Genomic DNA, 19,905 nt, shown 5'->3' with positions numbered 1-19,905 from the left:
CTTTTGATTTTTTTAACATGAAAACTAAAAATATTAAATACATGGTTTTACTGCTGGCTTTAGGCGCGGCATCATGCGCCAAGCTTAATGAAGACCCCCGATCATTTATTCCGGCCAGCCAGTTTTACAAAACACAGGCCGACGCCGTTGCGGCTGTTACAGCCGCTTACTCACTGCTTAACGCGGGCGCAAATAGTGTGCAAACGCCATACAATACCCTTTTTAACACCGGTATGAACTTTATGGCCGACGATGAAGGCCCCGGTCCGGGTGCTACCAATGCCGATGTACGGTCGCAAGCTGTTTTAGGACATTCGGCTTCCGGTTTGCGCATCCTGCAGATCTGGCAGCAGCATTATGCGGCCATTAAAAAGGCCAATATCGCTATCGATACTATCCCCGATATAAAATTTGATGCCACGCTGAACAAACGCCTGGTAGCCGAAGCTAAATTTTTAAGGGCGCTGTATTACTTTAATTTAGTGCGTTTGTATGGTGATGTGCCGTTGGTGTTGCATGATCAAACTTCTATCAATTTATCTGATTTGCAGGTGCCACGCAGTCCGGCGGCTACGGTTTACGCGCAAATAGAAACTGATTTAACCAATGCAGCAGTTGATCTGCCAAATAACTATACCGGTGCCGATGTTGGTCGTGCTACCGCGGGTGCTGCAAATGCTTTATTGGCTAAAGTTTATTTAACCGAACGCAAATGGAATAAAGCCGTAACCCAGGCTGAAGCTGTAATAAACGGCCCTTACGGATATGATCTGTTCGCCAACTATGCAGATGTATTTTTACCTGCTACCGAAAACGGCAAGGAACATATCTTCTCGGCCCAATTCAAATCAAACTCGCAGGGGCAGGGTAATAACCAGGCACCACGCTCGGTGCTGAACGGGATCCCCGGCATGGTAGGCAGCTATGCCGATCAGGTGGTTTTTTATTCGGTGCCTGATGTTACTAAACCGGGAGGGGTAGACAAATTTTTCAGCATTTATAAACTGTATTCGGCCAATGATAAGCGTAAACGCGTAAGCTTTGTAACCCGCTTTCAAAGCCCATCAACCAACCTATGGTATGGTAAGCTGAATGACCCAACCATTGCTAACGATTCTATCCCATTTTTCAATAAATACTTCGACCCAAGCGTAGCCGCAAACGAGGCCGAATCTGGTGCGAACGTATCGATCATCCGTTTTTCGGACGTATTGCTGATCCATGCCGAGGCCGAGAATGAGTTGAACGGCCCAACTGCTAAAGCTTATGCCTCTGTTAATCGGGTAAGAAGGCGTGCTGGGTTAGATGACTTGGCCGGGCTTGATCAAAACTCACTCCGTGATGCGGTTTATTTAGAGCGCCGGTTGGAGTTTGTATTCGAATATCAACGCTGGTTCGATCTCATCCGCGAGCGGGATGCATCAGGCAAAGGGATTTTGGAAGCCGCCTTGCTGAAGGTTGGGAAAACCAATGTGAGCAAAGGTGCGGCGGGCAAGTTTTACCTGTTCCCGATACCGCAGCAGGAGATTGATAATAGTAATGGTAAGCTTACTCAAAATCCGGGCTGGCAGTAACAAAGGCTTTTAAGATATAAAGGGCAATTGACAATACGATTTCTCCTCACCGCTCCCGCGCAATCCCACCCCAGGCTCGTCGAAATGACAAAAGGTTTATTTGGGCGCGAGATTTAACAAGATAATCGATAACCTATGAAAAAGATAATACTATTCCTCCCCGTCCTAACTACCCTAACCGGCACAGTATCTGTACAAGGCTCCGTAATAGAAAACGGCTCGCACGGCATCGATCCACTGGTTAGCACCGCAGTATTGCAGGCGCTTGATGAATACATGACCACCTTCAACGCCAAAGACCCGAAAGGCCGGGAAGATGCCTACCAGTTCCCCACTACAGATTGGCCGGCGGCAAAATGTCGGTATTGGAAAGGGCAGGCCTGCGCGATTCGGCAAAAGTATTTGGCGAATTACAAAAGCAAGGTTGGGAGCATAGCCAGTGGGACTATTGCAATATCGTGCAGGCATCTGCAGATAAGGTGCATGTTGATACCCGCTTTTCGCGGTTCCGGGCTGATGGCAGCTTGATAGGGTATTACAAATCACTATACATTTTAACCAAAGAGAAGGGCCGCTGGGGTATAGAATTCCGCTCCAGCTATGCCGAATAAAACCTACAACAACATGAAAACAAAAAGAATAACCTTGTTCCTGTCGCTTGGCTTGCTCGCAGCAATTACGGCCAAAGCGCAAAACGGACAAACACCGGTATTTGGCGGCACGGTGGGCAAAACGCTTGATGATTCGAAGGAGTGGTGGCCCGAGCCTCATAAAGCGCCCGCCGGCGCGCCAAACATATTATGGATCCTTTTGGATGATGTTGGCTTTGGTGCAACCAGCACTTTTGGCGGCATTATCAAAACTCCAAACTTTGATACGCTGGCCAATAATGGCCTGCGTTACACTAACTTCCACACGGCGGGCATTTGCGCGCCAACCCGTTCAGCTTTATTAACGGGGCGTAACCACCATTACGTTCACGAGGGTGGGTTTTCGCATGTAACCATGTCGGCGGGTTTCCCGGGGTATGATGGACGTATTCCATCGGATAAGGGGACCATTGCCGAGATCCTGCGCGAGAATGGTTACAATACCTTCGCGGTTGGTAAGTACGGGTTAACGCCCGATGAAGACGCAACCGATGCCGGTCCGTTTGACTGCTGGCCATCGGGTAAAGGTTTCGAGCATTTCTTCGGATTTTTAGGTTCAGCTACCGATCAGTACAAACCCGACCTGGTGGAGGATAACGCCCACGTAACACCAGATGGCCGTCACCTTACCGATCAGATCACTGATAAGGCGATCTTTTACCTAACCCGCCAGCATAACGTAGCGCCCGATAAACCATTCTTTTTATACTATGCGCCGGGCGCAACCCACTCGCCACACCAGGTAGCCAAAGAGTGGAGCGACCTGTACAAAGGCCAGTTTGATAAAGGCTGGGACGATTTCAGGGAGAAGGTTATCGCCAGGCAAAAACAACTGGGCATTATCCCTAATTATGCCAAACTGCCCGAGCGTAACCCGCGCATCCCGGCCTGGAAAACCCTGCCCGATGTCGAAAAAAACTATACGCAAGATTCATGGAAATTTATGCAGGCTACCTCACTTACACCGATCACGCTGTCGGTCGTTTGATCAACCATTTAAAACAAAGCGGTCAGCTGGATAATACGTTGTTATTTGTAATTATCGGCGATAATGGCGCGAGCAAAGAGGGGACGGTTCACGGCGTGATCAATCCTAAAAAGAACTCGCCTAAACTGGCTACCGAAGAAAATTTCCTGAAAACCAACATTGAGGATATTGACGATATAGGCACACCGCAGTCCAGCACCAATTATCCCCTTGGTTGGGCACAGGCGGCCAATACGCCGTTTAAATACTGGAAACAGGATGCCAATTCTGAAGGCGGCACACGTAACCCGTTGATAGTTTATTACCCTAAAGGGATCAAAGATAAAGGCACTATCCGTACCCAATACGGCCACGTGATTGACGTGCTGCCTACTACTTTGGAGTACACCGGCATTAAACTGCCTGAATATATCAGGGGTGTAAAACAGGATACTATCCAGGGTACATCGCTGGTTTATTCGTTCGATCATCCCGAAGCCAAATCAAAACACACATTACAGCACTATTACATTTTTGGTTCGAGGTCAATTTACAGCGATGGCTGGAAAGCAGAAGCAGCGCACCACCCAGATAATGTGGAACTGGGAGATTTTAAAGTAGGGCAGAACGTACCGGATAAAAGTTTTGATGAAGATACCTGGGAGCTGTATAACCTGAACGAAGATTTTAACGAACGCGTAGACCTCGCCAAAAAATATCCTGAAAAGCTGAAAGAACTGAAAGAGGTATTCGAGGCGCAAGCGCAGAAAAACAACCTGTATCCATTTATTGATTGGTACGATGTATACCACCAGCGCATCCACAAAAACCACAAAAAATAACCAATAAGCCATTTTATTATGAAAACTTATCAACGTATTGCCGCGCTCTCGGCCTTAGTCCTCGCGTTCAGCGGGCAGGCCTTTGCACAGTTGCCCCAGGTGAAGGTAACGCCGGCCAACATAGCGCCTATCGACCCGGCCAATTACAAGGGCGTAGAGGGCAAAACCTTCGCCGAATCAAAAGAGTGGTGGAACAAACCGCTTAAAGCGCCTAAAGGTGCGCCAAACGTTGTATGGATCCTGCTGGATGACGTCGGCTTCGGCGCATCAGGAACTTTTGGGGGATTGATCAGTACGCCAAATTTCGATACGCTGGCCAATAACGGTCTGCGCTATACCAACTTCCATACGGCAGGTATTTGCGCGCCTACACGTTCATCTTTGCTTACCGGGCGTAACCACCATTATGTACATATGGGCAATTTTGCCCATGCTTCAACCGCTGCTGGTTTCCCGGGTTATGATGGCCGGATCCCGCCGGATAAAGGGACTATTGCCGAGGCTTTACGCTCCAACGGTTACAGCACTTTCGCTGTAGGTAAGTGGGGCGTAACGCCAGATGAGGATACCACAGCCGTTGGTCCGTTTGACAGGTGGCCGACCGGTAAAGGTTTTGATCACCATTTTGGCTTTCTCGAATCGGCTACCGATCAATATAACCCGCCGCATTTGGTGGAGGATAATTTCCATATTAAACCCGATGGCCGTAACCTGAACGAGCAGATCACCGATAAGGCCATCGCCTATATCGATGCCGCCCACAAAGCCGCGCCCGATCAGCCTTTCTTTTTATACTACGCGCCCGGAGCAACCCACGCCCCGCACCAGGTAAGCCACGAATGGAGCGACCTGTACAAAGGCAAGTTTGATGAAGGCTGGGACGTGTACCGCCAAAAAGTTTTCGAAAACCAAAAGAAAGCGGGCTATATCCCCGCTTATGCCAAGCTCCCCGAGCGTAACGAGCGCATTAAAGAATGGAAAAGCCTCCCTGCCGATCAGAAAAAGCTTTACGCCCGTTTTATGGAGGTTTATGCAGGTTATTTAACCTACATCGATAACCAGGTTGGCCGTTTGATCAGCTATCTGAAAGCATCGGGGCAGTTTGATAATACTTTGGTTTTTGTAATGATAGGCGATAATGGTGCCAGTAAAGAAGGTACGGTTCATGGTGTGATCAATCCTAAAAACTCAGCTGCAACTACGCCGGAGGCTGATTATATAAAAAAGAACGAAAGCGATTATGAAACCATAGGCACGCCCGAAGCCAGCACTAACTATCCTTTAGGCTGGGCGCAGGCCGCCAATACGCCATTTAAATACTGGAAATCTGACGCCGATGCCGAAGGTGGTACCCGCAACCCGCTTATTGTTTATTACCCTAAACTTATCACCGAAAAAGGCGGCATCCGCACGCAATACAGCCACGTTTCGGATGTATTCCCAACAACTATAGAAGCTGCCGGTTTAAAATTGCCGGAGTATGTTAAAGGTATTAAGCAGGATACCTTGCAGGGCAAATCGTTCATTAATTCATTCAATAACGCGCAGGCAAAAACATTGCACACGCAGCAGTATTACTATATTTTCACTTCAAGGTCGATCTACAAAGATGGTTGGAAAGCTGAAGCCGCGCACCGCCCGGATAACGTGGACCTGCTCAATTTTCCGCAGGGAAAAATCATCCCAGAGCGTAACTATAATAAGGACGTTTGGAAACTATACAACCTGAACGAGGATTTTAACGAGCGCAACGACCTCGCCAAAAAATATCCCGAAAAGCTGAAAGAACTGAAAGACCTGTTCGATGCCGAGGCCAAAAAGAACCATATTTATCCTTTTATCGACAGGGACGATATCAACAACAAACGCATACACAAACTCGAAAACAATAATTAACCATGAAAAACTTAAAAGTTGTTTTACTGGCGCTACTGGTGATCATTACCGGCGGAGTAAAAGCGCAATCGCCAAAGCTGTTATCGCTCGAGGCCTTTGCTGCAAAGCTGAAACAAGCAAAAGAACCACAGATACTGGATGCCCGTTCGGCCGAGGAATTTGTGCAGAACCATATTAAAGCGGCAATCAATGTAGATGCCAAAGCACCCGGTTATCTGCAAAAATTAGATGCTTTGGATAAGCAGAAGCCAACCTTTGTATACTCGATAGCCAATGGCCGCAGCACGGTACTTTCGCGAGAGTTACGGGCTAAAGGTTTTAAAGATGTGGAAGAATTGCCAGGAGGTTTGGCGAACTGGATTGGCTCTGGTTATCCTATCATCTCAACCATTAAAAAAGGCGTATCTCTTTCGAGAAGCCAGTTTAATGAATTGGTGGCCTCATCACCGGAGGTTTTGGTTGATTTCGGATCGAAGTATTGCGGAGCCTGCAAAAAGCTGGTGCCGGTACTGGATTCGTTGAAAGCAAATAAAGCTTTTTCGCCAAAAGTGATCAGCATTGAGGTTTATGATAATACCAATCTGGCCAAAGATTTGAAAGTAAATGTGCTGCCAACCTTAGTGCTATATAAAAACGGTAAACAGGTTTGGAAAAAGCAGGGCTTTTCATCAGCTGTACAGGTTATCGCTGCAACCGAAACGGCCAAAAGTCCATTGGCGGTAAATAACAAATAAGCGTTTATGCTCAAACAAATCGGCTATATAATCATCTCCATATGTTGCACGGGGCCTGTATTGGGGCAGGCTCCTAAACAAAAGCCCAATATCGTGGTCATCCTGGCCGACGATATGGGTTTTTCTGATATCAGCTGCTTCGGTTCGGAGATCAGCACACCCAATATCGACAGGCTTGCCCGTGAGGGCTTGAAAATGACCCAGTTTTATAATGCAGGCCGATGTTGTCCCTCGCGCGCGGCCCTCTTAACCGGTCTATATCCCCATCAGGCAGGGATAGGCGATATGGTGAAATACAAATGTTCGCCAGCCTATCAGGGGTACCTCAACGATCACAGCGCTACCATTGCCGAATTACTGAAAGAGCAGGCCGACTACAATACCATTGTATCGGGCAAATGGCACGTCGGTTTGCAAAAATCAGCGCTGGCCTATAATCGTGGTTTTAATAAGTCGTTCACCATGCTGAACAATGGTAGCAGTTATTTTAATTCGGCGCCTTTGTATAACGATGGCAGTAAAATCACTTTTATGCTGAACAATAAGGAGATTACCCGGAACGATACTTCCAAATATCTAACGCAAGGCATCACAGATTTCGCTGTCAAATCATTAGAAGAAATCAAAGACGAGCAAAAGCCCTTTTTGATGTATGTGGCCTACAACGCCCCGCACTGGCCAATCCAGGCGCTGCCGGAGGATATAGCTAAGTTTAAAGGACAATACCTGAAAGGTTGGGATTGCTTGCGCAAGCAGCGTTACGAAAAGCAGGTGGCGCTTCGTATCATTAAAAAGAGCTGGGCATTATCCCCCGGGATAAACGTGCGCCTGCATGGGATTCATTATCCGAAGAAGATAAACAAAAATGGGATACCCGTATGGCTATTTATGCTGCCATGGTTTACCGTATGGATGCCTGCATAGGCGAGATTATGGCCAAACTTAAACAACTGGAGAAAGATAAAAACACCATCATCCTTTTCGCATCCGACAATGGCGGAAGTGCTGATGAGGTAAGAAGCCTGAAAACAGTGATCCAGAAGAACGGTGAGCCCGGATCAGTAAATTCTATCGATAGTTACGAGATTCCCTGGGCTAATGTAAGTAACACGCCTTTTAAACTATTTAAGCGCAACACCCACGAGGGTGGGATAGCAACGCCCATGATTGCTTGGTATCCAGGGCATATTAAAGCGGGAAGTACCAGCAGTAGTGTAGGGCATCTGGTCGATCTGATGCCTACCTGTTTGCAGCTGGCCGGGGTAACTTATCCCGCTCAATTTAAAAACCGGGAACTTACGCCTTTGGCAGGTAGAAGCCTTATTCCAGTTTTTACAGGCAAGGCAAATAATGGGGAACGCACACTTTTTTGGGAACACGAAGGCAGCCGCGCCATCCGAAAAGGCAAATGGAAGCTGGTTGCAGAACCGAAACAGCCCTGGGAACTCTACGATATCGAAGCAGACCGTTCTGAAACGAAAGACCTGGCTAAAAAATGTCCCGCAAAGGTAATCGAACTGGAGAAAGCATATCTGGCCTGGGCAAATAAGACCGGCGTAGTTGACTGGGAAACAATAAAAGACTTGTAACTTAATTAATTGCTGATAATATCTTTTCTAAATGTAAGTTCGCGCATATCCGCGCTCACTTTTTTATCTATCAGTTTTGCATAATGTTGTGTTTGTTTAATATTGGTATGACCAAGCAATTTTGATACAGTTTCTATAGGTACACCATGATTCAATGTTATTGTTGTAGCGAATGTATGTCTGGCGATGTGAAAGGTCAACTCTTTGTTGATACCCACTATTCCTGCAATCTCTTTCAAATAGGAGTTCATTTTCTGATTACTCAACATAGGAGGGGCCAGTCCTGTATTTAGGCATTTTGGGTTTTTCTTATATTTTTCTAGAATAATGATTGCTTCAGGTAGTAGTGATTGTGATAATGAGAGGAGTGAGTATTCGTGATCGAAAGCGTAGGTTTTCGTTACCTGTGAAACATTAACTTTTCCTCATGACCCACTAACTGTTTCACTATTGTTTCACCAGAAATTTCAGAAAACAAAAAAGCGATTACTGTCTTTCATCTAATCGCTTGATTTTCAAGTACTCAGAGTGGAAATCGAACAGTGTATGTAAGTCCTTGATTTTTATTGACTTGTAAGGTGGTGTTTAAGCTAATGAATCGTTCAATAAACACATAATCGACCTTTGCCGATTGTGTTACGAAGATAGTAAAAAAGTTTTTATGGGCTTTTCATATTCCTAATAACTTATTTTATACACTCATTGCGAACACCTGATATGAAATAATGAAATAAAAGACAAGAATGGGATAATAGTTGTCATAAGGATTAAAGTCTAATTTTTTATATCTTAGGAGCAGCCCCCGAGGAATTCTCGGTGGTTCAATACAACAGCAATCGCATTTTTTCTGTTATAGAAATGCCTATTGATGTTGTGCATTTTTTGCATAAGTTATTGTCTTGCCTAAATTAGCGGGCTTTTCAAAAATATAGCGACCCGACAGTTACTGTTAAGGAAAATTCAATTATGTATCCTGATGTTTTTGTAACTGCTTAGGTAAATTAACTATGGATAAGGCTTTCAATATTACCAAATCATAAAAAAATCAGTTTTGGCGCGATTTAGGAATTATATCAATTAAACAGACTTTCTAGTTTGATATCATTTTGTACAAGTCCTATTTTGAAGCTATTGTCTTGTGTGCCAAAGGTCGTAACCATGACAATAAATAATGTTTTGGCGGTTTTAGTCTTGTTTTTAAACACATCTTTTTTATGCACCAAATCTGCCGCATAAGCCTTATCTATTGTGAAAACTGAGTTTGAGAATTTCATTTCACAAATACTGATACAGAAATCCTGACGATCAAACAGTAAATCAATTTGTGCGCCTGGCTGGCCTTTCCCCGGAACATATCGCCATGCCGACTCTTCGGTATAAACCCCGGCGATCCCCAACGCCGCTTTAATTTCTTTTATGTGCTTTAAGCAAACGCTTTCAAAAGCTGTACCACTCCAACTTCGCCATGAAGAACTTGTAGAAAGCTTTATCCAGGTTCCAGCACCAGTTGCACGGCTGTTTTCTATGAATTTAAGATAGAATCTTGAATATTCATCCGATAATTTATAAATGCTGTCGCGTACGTTTTTTTCAAATGGCAGATAAGCGGAAATAAAGCCCGATTCTGTTAGTTCCTCCAATAGCAAGGTAACCGTTCCACCTGTAGATAAACCACATTCTGCGATAATTTCCTTGCGTGTTAAACCTGATGGTTTATTGGCAAGCGCCCTTACAATAGAAACATGTTTATCTGCTTGGGCAAATAGCGATTGGTACAGATTATTAAACTCATTTTGCAAAATGCCATCTTTTGTAAAACAAATCCGGTCTATATTCTGAGCTGCGCTTTGTCCCGGAGAAATTTCTTTCAAATATTGTGGGATGCCCCCCATAGCCATATATAGCTGTGCAATTTGATAATGGTCCAGATTTATATTGTTGTGTCGCAAATATTCATTTGTTTCAGCAAGTGTAAATGGAAGTAACCGTAGTTTCTTTGTAATCCTGTTATGTAGGCCGCCTTTATTGTTTACTACTTTTTGGATCATCCATGATGCTGCTGATCCACAAATGGTAAGAACCAGGTTGTTTTGTTTTGTTTTGTTCCCCATGAGTTCCAAAAAACTCAAACGCAGGTAAAAAGCCAGATTTGGCCGAGCTTAACCAGGGGAACTCATCCAGGAAAATAACACATTTGTTTTTCTTTAATAGCGGCTCTGCATAGTTTTTAAGCATTTGAAAAGCCTGTGTCCAGTTACTTGGAATAGCTGGAGGGATAGGTAATTGCATCCTTTCAGCCAATGTGTTGCTAAAATTTATCAGCTGATCTTTTAATGTTGCATTATGGACACCAGAAATTTCAAAAATAATATGTTTTTGAAAGGATTTTCGGATCAGATAGGTTTTGCCAACTCGCCTTCTGCCAAATATAGCTATCAATTCAGCTTCATTAGATTGCAAAGCCTGCCCGAGTATAAGCTGTTCTTCTATACGACCGATAACTTCTTTCACTTCTATTTTAACTTTGATTTTCCATGCTTGTGAGCAAATCGTATTCTTTATAATCAGCCACAACTATGCAAATATAAATACTTGTGGCTAATTATAAAAACACATAATCAGCCACAAGTCTATTTAAAAAGATGGTTATGGCTGAGTATGATATTAGGCTAATGTTTGTAGATATAGGGTTTCCGGGCTTCGCATTTTGCATTAATCAGATAGGTTTTTGACAGCTTGGAGGACCTATACTTAAAATTTTTTTAAGTGATGCTTTTTACGTACTTGCCCTTTTGAACAGCAATTTCATTCCCCCAGTTAAGAATGGCATCGAGTACCGGTGTAAAGGATTTTCCAAAATTATTTAAGCTGTATACAACTTTAACAGGCGGCTTTTCACCATAAACCTGCCTTGCAATTAATCCGCATTCCTCTAATTGTTTTAATTGCAAACTCAAGGTCATTTCAGTAATGCCAGGCATTTCTTTTCTCAGTTCGCCATAGCGCTTACTCCAATCTTTTAAATGATACAGGATGACCACTTTCCGCCGACTAGGTCCATAGCTACACTTACGGTGCAGGAGTATAACTTATTCCGTTTTTTTATAAGTTATTTTACAAATAATGTTAAATTACAATGCAGTAATCGGTGTTTATCAGTTTTTGTATAAATTATTTTACATGCCATCCAGAGGATCAGGCGGGGCAACTCTGTCAAGCTTTCCATCGCAAATCCGGGCATCTCGATGAAAGGCATGATGTATAGGCCGGTGATCGTTTGATTAGGAACTGTAAGCTTCCAGAGATCGATCGCGGTGTTCTCACCACTCGCCTATCCGAAGAAGATCATCCGCCCGAAATCTGCGAGCGCAGATAATGCCTGCTGAGCGACCGTTCCACCAACTGTTTACAGTATGATATATACACCTTTGCCATCTGTCAGCTGCTTCACCTGTTCCGGCCAGTCGCTTTGCGTATAATCCACCGTCGCATCAGCGCCAAGGCTCTCCGCGATCGCTCTTTTTCAGGCGTACTGGCTGCGCCGAGCACTTTAGATACACCGTACAACTTAGCGAGCTGCACACTGGAAGAACCGAGACCGCCTGTAGCTCCTTCTACCAGTACCGTATCACCCGGTACCTTCTCCTGCGCAAATGATGATAAACCATTTATCTTTTTCTTTTCTTCTTCCTGGTTAGTGGAAACATCGGAGAATGGTATATCTCTGCTGTTTTTCCGGATACGAAAAGCGTAATAACTAAAACAAATACACACTATCAGGAATATTCCTAAGAGTCACTTGTATGGCGATCCGTCAAATCCATAATAGCTATACCTGTCCAGATAAGTGTAAACACGGTCATCAATGTCAAACCGGAGGCTATTTCTACTGTGGGATTCTGGGAATTTTGATTCATTAATGAGATGTAGCTACAGTAGATAAGTTAACCAATGTAAGTACGCGATAACTATCAATAGGGTGTTATTAATAATTTGACTTCTATTTAAATACAATGTTACAGATCAAAATCGCTTTACAGGATGCTCGACATCTATTTGCTGCAAATTTGCTATATATATTGAAAGCCTGCCCGATTTTTTTACCATACTCGACAGTATTTGCGAAAAGTACAAACTTTGATGGTTACAGATAAGCGTAACAGTTATTTTCATATTACATCAGGTTAATTAATAAAGCAAATCCAGTCTTTCGTATCCCGATTATTATTGGGCAAATGCTCAAAAAGCTGCGAAATTGCGGAAAAGCCACAATTAGAAGAAAAAATTCACTATCTGTTGATCAGTGCATGCCTGCACCGATCAACAGATAGTCTTTTTAAGGTCTTCCCTGAAAGGAACCTCAAGGAACTGTCTTGCGCAAATTGATAAAAATTAAAGGCTAAGTTGATTGCACTTTACGAGATAACGAATACAGCCGGAAAATGACCTTAAGGGACTCTGGTCACGTCTGTTACCGTAGTTGTAACAACAAAAGTTCCCTTTGTCAGAAAAAAACCTACAGTTAAAGTCGTATTAACAGCCATTGCAACATCAGTATGCTTTCCAACAATACTGTAATAATAAGGTCCACCGACAAAACCGGGATAGTTTTTTGAAGTGGTAAAAACCGGGAAAACTGGAACACCGCCTGGATACTTGTATTCTAATGAGGTATCTGTTTTCACCACTGGATAATAGGGGTCGAAGTCCGAAAAATTCGGTCTTCCAGGCCGTCCGATAACTTCCCCGTTGGCCGGGTTCCAAGGTTTGCCATTTTTATCTTTCCATACATAAATGATTTTGTCCGGACCGTCCGGCTTATAGGTAACTTTAATATCTAATAACGAAGCCGAGAAACCCACGAAGTTAGTATACGTTGCGTCAGAATGGTTATATGCTTTGTAACTTACCGTATCCGGTATGCTGCCTACTACGTTTATTTTGCAGGCGTTCGTTAATATCCGTGTTCCTCTGACGTTAGATACCTGTAAATCGATATTGTAAGACCCTACAGGAACAAACTTGGACGCTTGCGTAAACTGAAGGCGTCCACCTATCGGATTAATACTAAATGGAGCTAGTGTACTATCCTTAAGTTTTGCACTCAACAATGCAATCGTAGAGTCGTCAGCAGTAACATTGCCTTTATATACCCGCACAGTATCCTTTGTTAGCAGATATTTAGAAGCGTCAGCGCCTGTTGCCATATCTTTGACTGCCAGCAATTTTACATTGACGGGTGTCGTGGAACCATCAATCACCAAGCCGGCAGACACGGTTGTAATTCCTTGTGCAACAGTAAACGGATTGACATTATAGTAGATGTTGTCGCTTATAAACCCTGTTTTTATTTTATTGCAACTGAAGGTTGCTATCGTCAGCAGCAGCGTTACTGCTATCCAATATGTAAAATTCTTACGCATGATAATTGATTTAAATACGTTGATAATTTATATTATAACTTTCTCAATACGGCAAAGTTAGCCAGCACGTGAAGCGTGGTACCCGTACTGGTTTGGATACCTGACGTCTGGCAGGGTAAATTTGCGTCGACCAGGTCGCCTGGAGACGGACCGGAGGGGCCATCTATCGTACCGTTCACCACTACATACTCTAACGTATAATAATTATAACTTAAAGCGCTGTTGGACAAATAGACAGAGCTTATTCCTGCAACTTTTTTTATAGCACACGGGGCGGCGGAACCCGCTTTGTTGGCGTAAGAAACCGCTGTAATACCTGCCCCGTCAAGCGTAATGGTTTGGTTAAACATATATTGTTTAAACAGATTGGCACTGACAGAATCTGTAAGCTGTTTCAGAGTGGTGATTGGACTGGAAAGTATGGCACCATCTACTTCCCTCTTTACAGTTATTCTTTTCATTAACAAGTTGATAGCCATGTCGGGAGGTGCGAAAAAGGTCTTACTGTTGTTTATGCTGTCCTTTAATTTGTAGAAATCAATTAAAGTAAGCAAGGTATCAAACTGGTGAAATTTGTTGTTTTTCAGATAATCATATGTTGAGAACGGAGTCGCAGCTTTTTGGAGGCCGCCGTCTGTAAGGTAGCTATTCTTTTTACAGGCACCTAAACAAAACAGGAGCAATAGTGCCACCGGCACAACACTTAAATAATGATTTGATTTTTTCATCGTATGTCTTTATTTATTTGTGGATCAATTAACTTTCCCGATCCAGAACGGGGTCTGGATAATTTTAGAATTATTGAGAAACAAATTTGGATCGATAGGCCAATAAGTTTTGCCTGCTGCGAATTCACCCGGGGTGACATTGTCAAACTGTTGTTGCTTCGTTATTCTTTCCAGTCTGATCAGGTCAAATGTTCTGTGTCCTTCCAGGAACAATTCACGACCCCTTTCGTCGGTTACGGCTTGAACAACTGCCGTACCCAAAACGCCGGCCAAGGGCCTGGCATTTCTGGCACTACGTACCTCATTAACAAGAGACAACGCTGCGACATAATTAACGGTTTGTCCGGCACTTAATGCCTCCGCTTTTAATAATATGATATCAGCCAACCTGAATATCACAATGTTATTAAGCGCAACCTTTAACGCGGCATTGTTATTAACTGTTTGAATGTTGGTATATTTGATACATTCGTAAAAAGATGTTGTGCCATTTTTTACTGTAATGAATCCCTTTTTTAAGCGTACGTCAGCCGTATCGCTATATAAGCTCTGAACAAGCGAACTATTCACATGCCAGACTGGAACAGTGCCATTTAAATAGGGAGCAGTAAGTGTCTGGGATGCCAGGGTGTAATAAACGTTTGCATTGTAACCTTCCGCCAGCGTGTTTTGCGCAATTTCAAAAATACTCTCCTGCGACTGACCCTTATAGATATCCATAAAGGATGCAGAAGGCATTAGGGAATATGATCCGGAGTTAATAATGGCGTCACAAGCGGCATTGCAGGCAGGATAATTGCCCATCCATGCGTAAATATGAGCCAGCAAAGCGTAAGCTGCGCCCTTATCTGCACGAACTGAACGATCAGACGAACCACTGTCCTTCCAATTTAGGTATTGAATGGCTTGGCTAACATCTTTGATTGCCTGCTTTAACACATCAGTTTGCGGAGACCTTGCATACTGTTGTGCCGCCGTTGCGTCGGTATTCTCCAACACCAATGGAACATCTCCCCAGATCCTGGCCATTGTAAAGTAACAAAATGCCCTGGTAAAATAAGCTTCACCCAGATATTTGTTTTTTTGAGCAAGTTTTTCGGCATCTGAAGTCCCGTTAAAAACAGTGACCGGCATGGCTGTAATAAATGACATTGCCCTGTTACTTTGCGCGATGGCGGTAAAAAAGGGAGTCCATAACCTTAATTTCAACAACGGGTTATCAGTAGCTGTTGAAGCTACTCCCGCGCCGAGGTTAAAGTCAATCACTTTTTGAAAGTCGGGCTGGTCTGAGCTGCTGAATTCGCCCGATGCAAGATCTCCATACGCATAATATCCTATAGAAGCATTAAATGCCGCTCTGATCAGGGAGTAGCAAGCCGCTACGCCGGTATTCGCGTCACCGTCGGCCTGCCATGTGGTAACGTCTGTAGGTGTGCTTACGGGCGTTTGATCAAGAAATTTGCGGCAGGAAGCAGTTGATAATGCCGCAGCCATAGTATATATCAATAGGTGTTTTCTTTTCATTGAAGTATGATTTATAAGTATTACTTGAATTAAGGTTTGCCCCACTCTTTTAAAAACCGATGTTAACGCCAAGGGTAAATTTTGCGGCTGTCGGATATATGATATTTGCAGAGCCTGTTGTCGGGTCTACCAATTCTGGGTCTGCTATATCCTTGGCTTTTTTCCACATGGCCAGATTATCGCCCATAACGTATATATTAAATCTGCTCATACCAAGCTTTTTAATCCATCTGTCCGGAAGATCATAGCCTAAAGTCACGTTTTTGAGTTTTACAAAGCTGCCGTCCTCCACAAAGTATTCGTTTCCTATATTCCAGGGATCCTTCACGTTGGCATCCGCGTTACTGTAAACTAACCTGGCATATTTAGTTTGGTCGCCAGGGTTTTGCCAGAACTGGTTAAGCAAACTGACAAAGGTAGCTGGACCTGCCGTAGTACCATAACTGCCCGGGTATTTACTGCCGTTTAACTCGTCGGAAAGTGCTCCATTTAATATTTTCCTTCCAAATACATACGAGGCGAAGAAGCTCAGCGAAATACGTTTATATCGGAATGTACTACCGAACCCGCCTGTGTATTTAGGATTGGGGTTTCCTCCGTCATACTTATCGTCATTGTTAATGTTATAATCTCCATTGACATCGACATATCTTGGGTCACCGGCTTTCAATGGAACACCGTTAGCAGTTTCTTTTGCGCCGGTAGTAGGATCAATAGGAACTTCCGCATCGGTAGCATAAACACCGTTGGTATGGAATATCCGGTAACTGAATATCGGCTTGCCCAACGTTAAAGTTTTGTAAAACCATGGCACATCAAACAGGAAATCGCGGTTGTTATTTGGCAATTTGGTCACCATGTTTTTGTTAAAGGAAATGTTAAAGTTGAAATTCCACTGAAAAGGGGACTTGGCACCTAAAACATTGATGTTAGCAGCAAACTCCAAGCCCTGGTTACGCAAGTCGACATAGTTCCCGGATTGATATTGATAGCCACTCGTCGCCTGAGCGGGGACATTATAGAAGAACACGTCTTTTGAATCTTTCCTGTACCAGTCAAAAGTTAAATTAACCCGGCTGTTAAAAAGCTCCACATCAGCACCAAAATCCAGTTGTGGATCCCTTTCCCACCTCACCGTTGAATTTGCTTTTGTCCCGTAGTTCGAAAAGTTATTGTAATACGAAAAAGGAGATACAACTGTAGTACCGTTATAGGTGCTGGCATTTCCACCCAACTGTCCAAAGTTGTTAATTGTTCCGTTTGTACCGCCAAAGTAGCTCGCATCGTTTGACAGGGACTGGTATTTAGAATACCATTGTCCAGGATCTTTTCCGGTGATGCCGTAGCTTGCACGGATCTTAAAGAAATTTACAGCTTTTTTTATTGGCTCAAAAAATGGCTCGTCCGAAGCAATCCACCCGGCAGCAACCGCTGGAAAAGTAGCCCATCTATAGGCTGAACTATATATAGAACTTGCATCTCTGCGTATGCTGGCCGTTAAAAGGTACTTGCCGGCATAATCATAGTTAAAACGAGTATAATAAGACTCGGTTGTTTTTCGCTGATAAGAGGTGGATGCATTCAGGTTCGTTCCCGGAGGGACGGTCTGGACGGTACTTATCCCCGAAACGGAAATACCCGCTGCAGAAGCATAATTATAATAACTCTCGTAGCTATAGAGCGAAGCACCCGCAGCTAGCAGAAAGTTGTGCTTGCCAATCCTTTTGTTGTATTGCAGAAAATTCTCAAATGACCAGGATGGGTTGCTGGCATAAATATCGTAAGCGGTATTTAATGTGCCATTTAATTCAACCGGAGAAAAGTAACCGTATTTATTGGTATAATTGGTCGACCCGTAGGTGCTGTTAAATATAAGGTCAGGAGTGATCTGTTGTTTCAATTGTAAAGAGCCGATAATTGAAAATGCACGATCATCATCATAATAGTGTTTTTTTCCGGTGTAAACGTCATATTGGGCCTGTGTCAACGGTGCAAGCGAGGTTGGAAAATTCCATGCACCAAAGAGATTGGCCCCCGCTCCTCCAACCCCATGTTGCTGGCGTTGAGAAGACATTAACAGATCGGCGGTTAACTCCATACCTTTCAATGGTTTGATGGTAAGATTTAAGTGAGGAGAAAACTTTTCCAGCCCGTAACCGTGCAATACGCCCTGTTCGTTGTAGTGGTTAATAGATAGCCGGTACGATGTCGAACCAGTGATCGCGGAAATTGCCACATCCTGGCTATTGACCAGTGATTGTTGCCGAACAAGCAGGCCTTGCCAATCAACATTGTTGTTAAAAGCGGAATTGAGACTATCGGTTATAGCCAGGGGTATGACACCAAGTTGCCGGTCACCGTACGTAAGCTGCTGCAACAGTGCAAGCTTGAGCGACCTTTCTGCTGCTCCCGTCGAAACTTTGATAAAATTAGGTTTAGTAACAGAACCCACAAAAGCGGATACTGTAACCTGAGGCTTCCCCTGCTTAGCTGATTTTGTTTTTACAATAATTACTCCGTTACCCGCTCGTGCGCCATATATGGCAGCTGCGGAAGCATCTTTCAGCACATCTATCGATTCAATATCGTTAGGGTTGATGAGTGATAAAGGATTATTATTCCCATAAGCGCTACCCATTGCGTTGACGTCGAAAATAATACCGTCTATGACATATAAGGGGCCTGTGTTACCGCCGTTAGCGTTCCCAAAGTCTATATTGGCTGTCCCACGGATTACAATAGCAGGCTTTGATCCCAATTCACCGGTGCTTGACAAAACGCTTACACCGGCGAGGCGCCCTTGAAGCGTCTGATCGAAACTTGCCGCCGGTATATTGGCAATGTCCTTTCCGCTTAAAGAAGATATCGCTGCGGTGACTTCCCGTCTGTTTTGCTTCTGGTAACCTACAATAACGATATCTGATAAGGAATTTTCCTGAATTTGCAGGGTTATCGTTAATGGTTTTCCCTCGGCTTTAATTTCCTGCCGTCTGAAACCGATTAGACTGACGGTGATAGTATTTAAATTGCCCTTTAAGGTAAGCTGAAATTTACCATTAAGATCCGTGGTAGTACCGTTAGTAGCCATTCCTTTTTCGGCCACAGTAGCTCCCGGCACCACTTTACCCTCGTTGTCCTTAACTACGCCGGTTACGGCGTTGGTCTGCGCCAGAACTGTTGTAATATTATTGCAGAAGAAGTAGCAAAGCATTAAAATTAGTAAGCGTTTTCCCATTTCGATGATGTTTAAATTTAATTTAGTGGATGTTGAACTTAAATTCACAAGTTAATGTACCGGCAGCCCCATAGTAATGCCACCGTTTGTTGTTGTTGTTATGTCATAGGCAAATCTTAAATTTTTAAATAATCAGTTTAACCACTCTTGAATTGATATTACTACTGCTGGGTGTTCAGGTTTATGTAGTTTTACAATGGCCGTTTAATTTCTAACAATAACTTACTGATAACCAAAAGTAACGAGATACTTAACTGCCATTTAGTCAGAAATTATCCTTTGATAACTACATTTTGTAAATTATTTAAATGACATGATAGGAAGTTTAAATATGCCTGTGGGCTTTCGGGAAAAGATTACCTGTTATAGTTGAGGCGGGCATGCGTCGATCAAAATCAGCCATTTTATACGGGAGGGCATCGCACCATTGATTATAATTGAATATATCGCGAATTTAAATTTAGGATGAACCACGAAACTTACGCCCAAACCAGCCAAGCTATCGCCGGCCTGAATGCGCTTCTGTCCCAATGATTAAAAGCATATCTTAAGATTACTCCTGGTTACAGCGCGGCGTTTCGCCTGTATTATATACACTGCCTAAAAGGTTCCAAAAATCCTCCTGCGGACCGTAACTGCTTTGAAACAAGTCAATCTGCAACGGTCCGTGACCAAGTCACGATGTACCGGACCTCTTGGAAGAGCCTTCCAGGTTTTTACCATGTGCACAGATCGGATAAAAA

Annotated in this window: 17 protein-coding genes; 8 read left to right on the top strand and 9 right to left on the bottom strand. The window is 43.7% G+C overall.

What is annotated here, in order from left to right:
* Positions 1–17 precede the first annotated feature (17 nt).
* The 8 genes from ACRQ5D_RS32690 to ACRQ5D_RS32655 all read left to right on the top strand — a co-directional run bounded on the left by ACRQ5D_RS32690 (position 18) and on the right by ACRQ5D_RS32655 (position 8,252).
* Complete coding sequence (locus tag ACRQ5D_RS32690; RefSeq protein ID WP_091169848.1) at positions 18–1,574, top strand: RagB/SusD family nutrient uptake outer membrane protein; 1,557 nt, start codon at positions 18–20, stop codon at positions 1,572–1,574.
* A gap of 341 nt (positions 1,575–1,915) precedes the next feature.
* Complete coding sequence (locus ACRQ5D_RS32685; RefSeq protein WP_431198823.1) at positions 1,916–2,185, top strand: hypothetical protein; 270 nt, start codon at positions 1,916–1,918, stop codon at positions 2,183–2,185.
* Positions 2,186–2,198: 13 nt separating this feature from the next.
* On the top strand, positions 2,199–3,212 hold the full coding sequence (locus ACRQ5D_RS32680) for a sulfatase-like hydrolase/transferase (RefSeq protein ID WP_431198822.1): 1,014 nt from the start codon (positions 2,199–2,201) through the stop codon (positions 3,210–3,212).
* A complete protein-coding gene (locus ACRQ5D_RS32675; RefSeq protein ID WP_431198821.1) occupies positions 3,158–4,033 on the top strand; it encodes a sulfatase-like hydrolase/transferase in 876 nt (291 codons plus the stop codon). Before ACRQ5D_RS32680 ends, ACRQ5D_RS32675 begins: the two co-directional genes overlap by 55 nt.
* An 18-nt stretch (positions 4,034–4,051) precedes the next feature.
* Positions 4,052–5,929, top strand: coding sequence for an arylsulfatase (locus ACRQ5D_RS32670; RefSeq protein ID WP_091169837.1), 1,878 nt, complete (start codon positions 4,052–4,054; stop codon positions 5,927–5,929).
* A 2-nt stretch (positions 5,930–5,931) separates the two neighbouring features.
* A complete protein-coding gene (locus ACRQ5D_RS32665) occupies positions 5,932–6,663 on the top strand; it encodes a thioredoxin domain-containing protein (protein ID WP_091169834.1) in 732 nt (243 codons plus the stop codon).
* 6 nt (positions 6,664–6,669) lie between these two features.
* Positions 6,670–7,587 carry a sulfatase-like hydrolase/transferase gene (locus ACRQ5D_RS32660; RefSeq protein ID WP_431198820.1) on the top strand — a complete coding sequence of 306 codons (918 nt, stop codon included), beginning with the start codon at positions 6,670–6,672 and terminating at the stop codon, positions 7,585–7,587.
* Complete coding sequence (locus ACRQ5D_RS32655; RefSeq protein ID WP_431198819.1) at positions 7,542–8,252, top strand: sulfatase-like hydrolase/transferase; 711 nt, start codon at positions 7,542–7,544, stop codon at positions 8,250–8,252. Before ACRQ5D_RS32660 ends, ACRQ5D_RS32655 begins: the two co-directional genes overlap by 46 nt.
* A gap of 5 nt (positions 8,253–8,257) precedes the next feature.
* Here ACRQ5D_RS32655 and ACRQ5D_RS32650 read toward each other — a convergent pair whose 3' ends face one another.
* The 9 genes from ACRQ5D_RS32650 to ACRQ5D_RS32610 form a co-directional block, all read right to left on the bottom strand.
* On the bottom strand, positions 8,258–8,521 hold the full coding sequence (locus tag ACRQ5D_RS32650; protein ID WP_091169825.1) for a tyrosine-type recombinase/integrase: 264 nt from the start codon (positions 8,519–8,521) through the stop codon (positions 8,258–8,260).
* 804 nt (positions 8,522–9,325) lie between these two features.
* A complete protein-coding gene (locus ACRQ5D_RS32645; RefSeq protein ID WP_431198818.1) occupies positions 9,326–10,300 on the bottom strand; it encodes an AAA family ATPase in 975 nt (324 codons plus the stop codon).
* Positions 10,275–10,826, bottom strand: coding sequence for an AAA family ATPase (locus ACRQ5D_RS32640; protein ID WP_431198817.1), 552 nt, complete (start codon positions 10,824–10,826; stop codon positions 10,275–10,277). The genes ACRQ5D_RS32645 and ACRQ5D_RS32640 overlap by 26 nt, the downstream gene beginning before the upstream one ends.
* Positions 10,827–11,014: 188 nt before the next feature.
* Positions 11,015–11,293, bottom strand: a complete 279-nt coding sequence (locus ACRQ5D_RS32635; protein WP_256337463.1) for a winged helix-turn-helix transcriptional regulator — start codon at positions 11,291–11,293, stop codon at positions 11,015–11,017.
* 406 nt (positions 11,294–11,699) lie between these two features.
* Positions 11,700–12,026, bottom strand: a complete 327-nt coding sequence (locus tag ACRQ5D_RS32630) for a hypothetical protein (protein ID WP_432327872.1) — start codon at positions 12,024–12,026, stop codon at positions 11,700–11,702.
* 674 nt (positions 12,027–12,700) lie between these two features.
* Complete coding sequence (locus ACRQ5D_RS32625) at positions 12,701–13,675, bottom strand: hypothetical protein (RefSeq protein WP_091169822.1); 975 nt, start codon at positions 13,673–13,675, stop codon at positions 12,701–12,703.
* 32 nt (positions 13,676–13,707) lie between these two features.
* Entirely contained in the window at positions 13,708–14,403 is a 696-nt protein-coding gene (locus tag ACRQ5D_RS32620; protein ID WP_091169817.1) for a hypothetical protein, read from the bottom strand.
* Positions 14,404–14,427: 24 nt separating this feature from the next.
* The gene (locus ACRQ5D_RS32615; RefSeq protein WP_091169814.1) at positions 14,428–15,927 is read right to left on the bottom strand and encodes a RagB/SusD family nutrient uptake outer membrane protein; all 1,500 of its coding nucleotides are present in this window, start codon (positions 15,925–15,927) and stop codon (positions 14,428–14,430) included.
* 49 nt (positions 15,928–15,976) lie between these two features.
* Complete coding sequence (locus tag ACRQ5D_RS32610) at positions 15,977–19,162, bottom strand: SusC/RagA family TonB-linked outer membrane protein (protein WP_091169809.1); 3,186 nt, start codon at positions 19,160–19,162, stop codon at positions 15,977–15,979.
* Positions 19,163–19,905 lie beyond the last annotated feature (743 nt).

It is taken from the genome of Mucilaginibacter sp. P25 (genome assembly GCF_050859465.1).
Taxonomy (GTDB): domain Bacteria; phylum Bacteroidota; class Bacteroidia; order Sphingobacteriales; family Sphingobacteriaceae; genus Mucilaginibacter; species Mucilaginibacter gossypii.
Note: the sequence above shows the minus strand (reverse complement) of the source record. Positions and strands in the feature narration are given on the sequence as shown.

Excerpts from the sequence above, each read along its gene's own strand:
- ACRQ5D_RS32690 (WP_091169848.1), top strand. The coding sequence starts at position 18 with ATGAAAACTAAAAATATTAAATACATGGTTTTACTGCTGGCTTTAGGC.
- ACRQ5D_RS32680 (WP_431198822.1), top strand. The coding sequence starts at position 2,199 with ATGAAAACAAAAAGAATAACCTTGTTCCTGTCGCTTGGCTTGCTCGCA.
- ACRQ5D_RS32675 (WP_431198821.1), top strand. The coding sequence starts at position 3,158 with ATGGAAATTTATGCAGGCTACCTCACTTACACCGATCACGCTGTCGGT.
- ACRQ5D_RS32670 (WP_091169837.1), top strand. The coding sequence starts at position 4,052 with ATGAAAACTTATCAACGTATTGCCGCGCTCTCGGCCTTAGTCCTCGCG.
- ACRQ5D_RS32665 (WP_091169834.1), top strand. The coding sequence starts at position 5,932 with ATGAAAAACTTAAAAGTTGTTTTACTGGCGCTACTGGTGATCATTACC.
- ACRQ5D_RS32660 (WP_431198820.1), top strand. The coding sequence starts at position 6,670 with ATGCTCAAACAAATCGGCTATATAATCATCTCCATATGTTGCACGGGG.
- ACRQ5D_RS32655 (WP_431198819.1), top strand. The coding sequence starts at position 7,542 with ATGGCTATTTATGCTGCCATGGTTTACCGTATGGATGCCTGCATAGGC.
- ACRQ5D_RS32650 (WP_091169825.1), bottom strand. The coding sequence starts at position 8,521 with ATGTTGAGTAATCAGAAAATGAACTCCTATTTGAAAGAGATTGCAGGA.
- ACRQ5D_RS32645 (WP_431198818.1), bottom strand. The coding sequence starts at position 10,300 with ATGATCCAAAAAGTAGTAAACAATAAAGGCGGCCTACATAACAGGATT.
- ACRQ5D_RS32625 (WP_091169822.1), bottom strand. The coding sequence starts at position 13,675 with ATGCGTAAGAATTTTACATATTGGATAGCAGTAACGCTGCTGCTGACG.
- ACRQ5D_RS32620 (WP_091169817.1), bottom strand. The coding sequence starts at position 14,403 with ATGAAAAAATCAAATCATTATTTAAGTGTTGTGCCGGTGGCACTATTG.
- ACRQ5D_RS32615 (WP_091169814.1), bottom strand. The coding sequence starts at position 15,927 with ATGAAAAGAAAACACCTATTGATATATACTATGGCTGCGGCATTATCA.
- ACRQ5D_RS32610 (WP_091169809.1), bottom strand. The coding sequence starts at position 19,162 with ATGGGAAAACGCTTACTAATTTTAATGCTTTGCTACTTCTTCTGCAAT.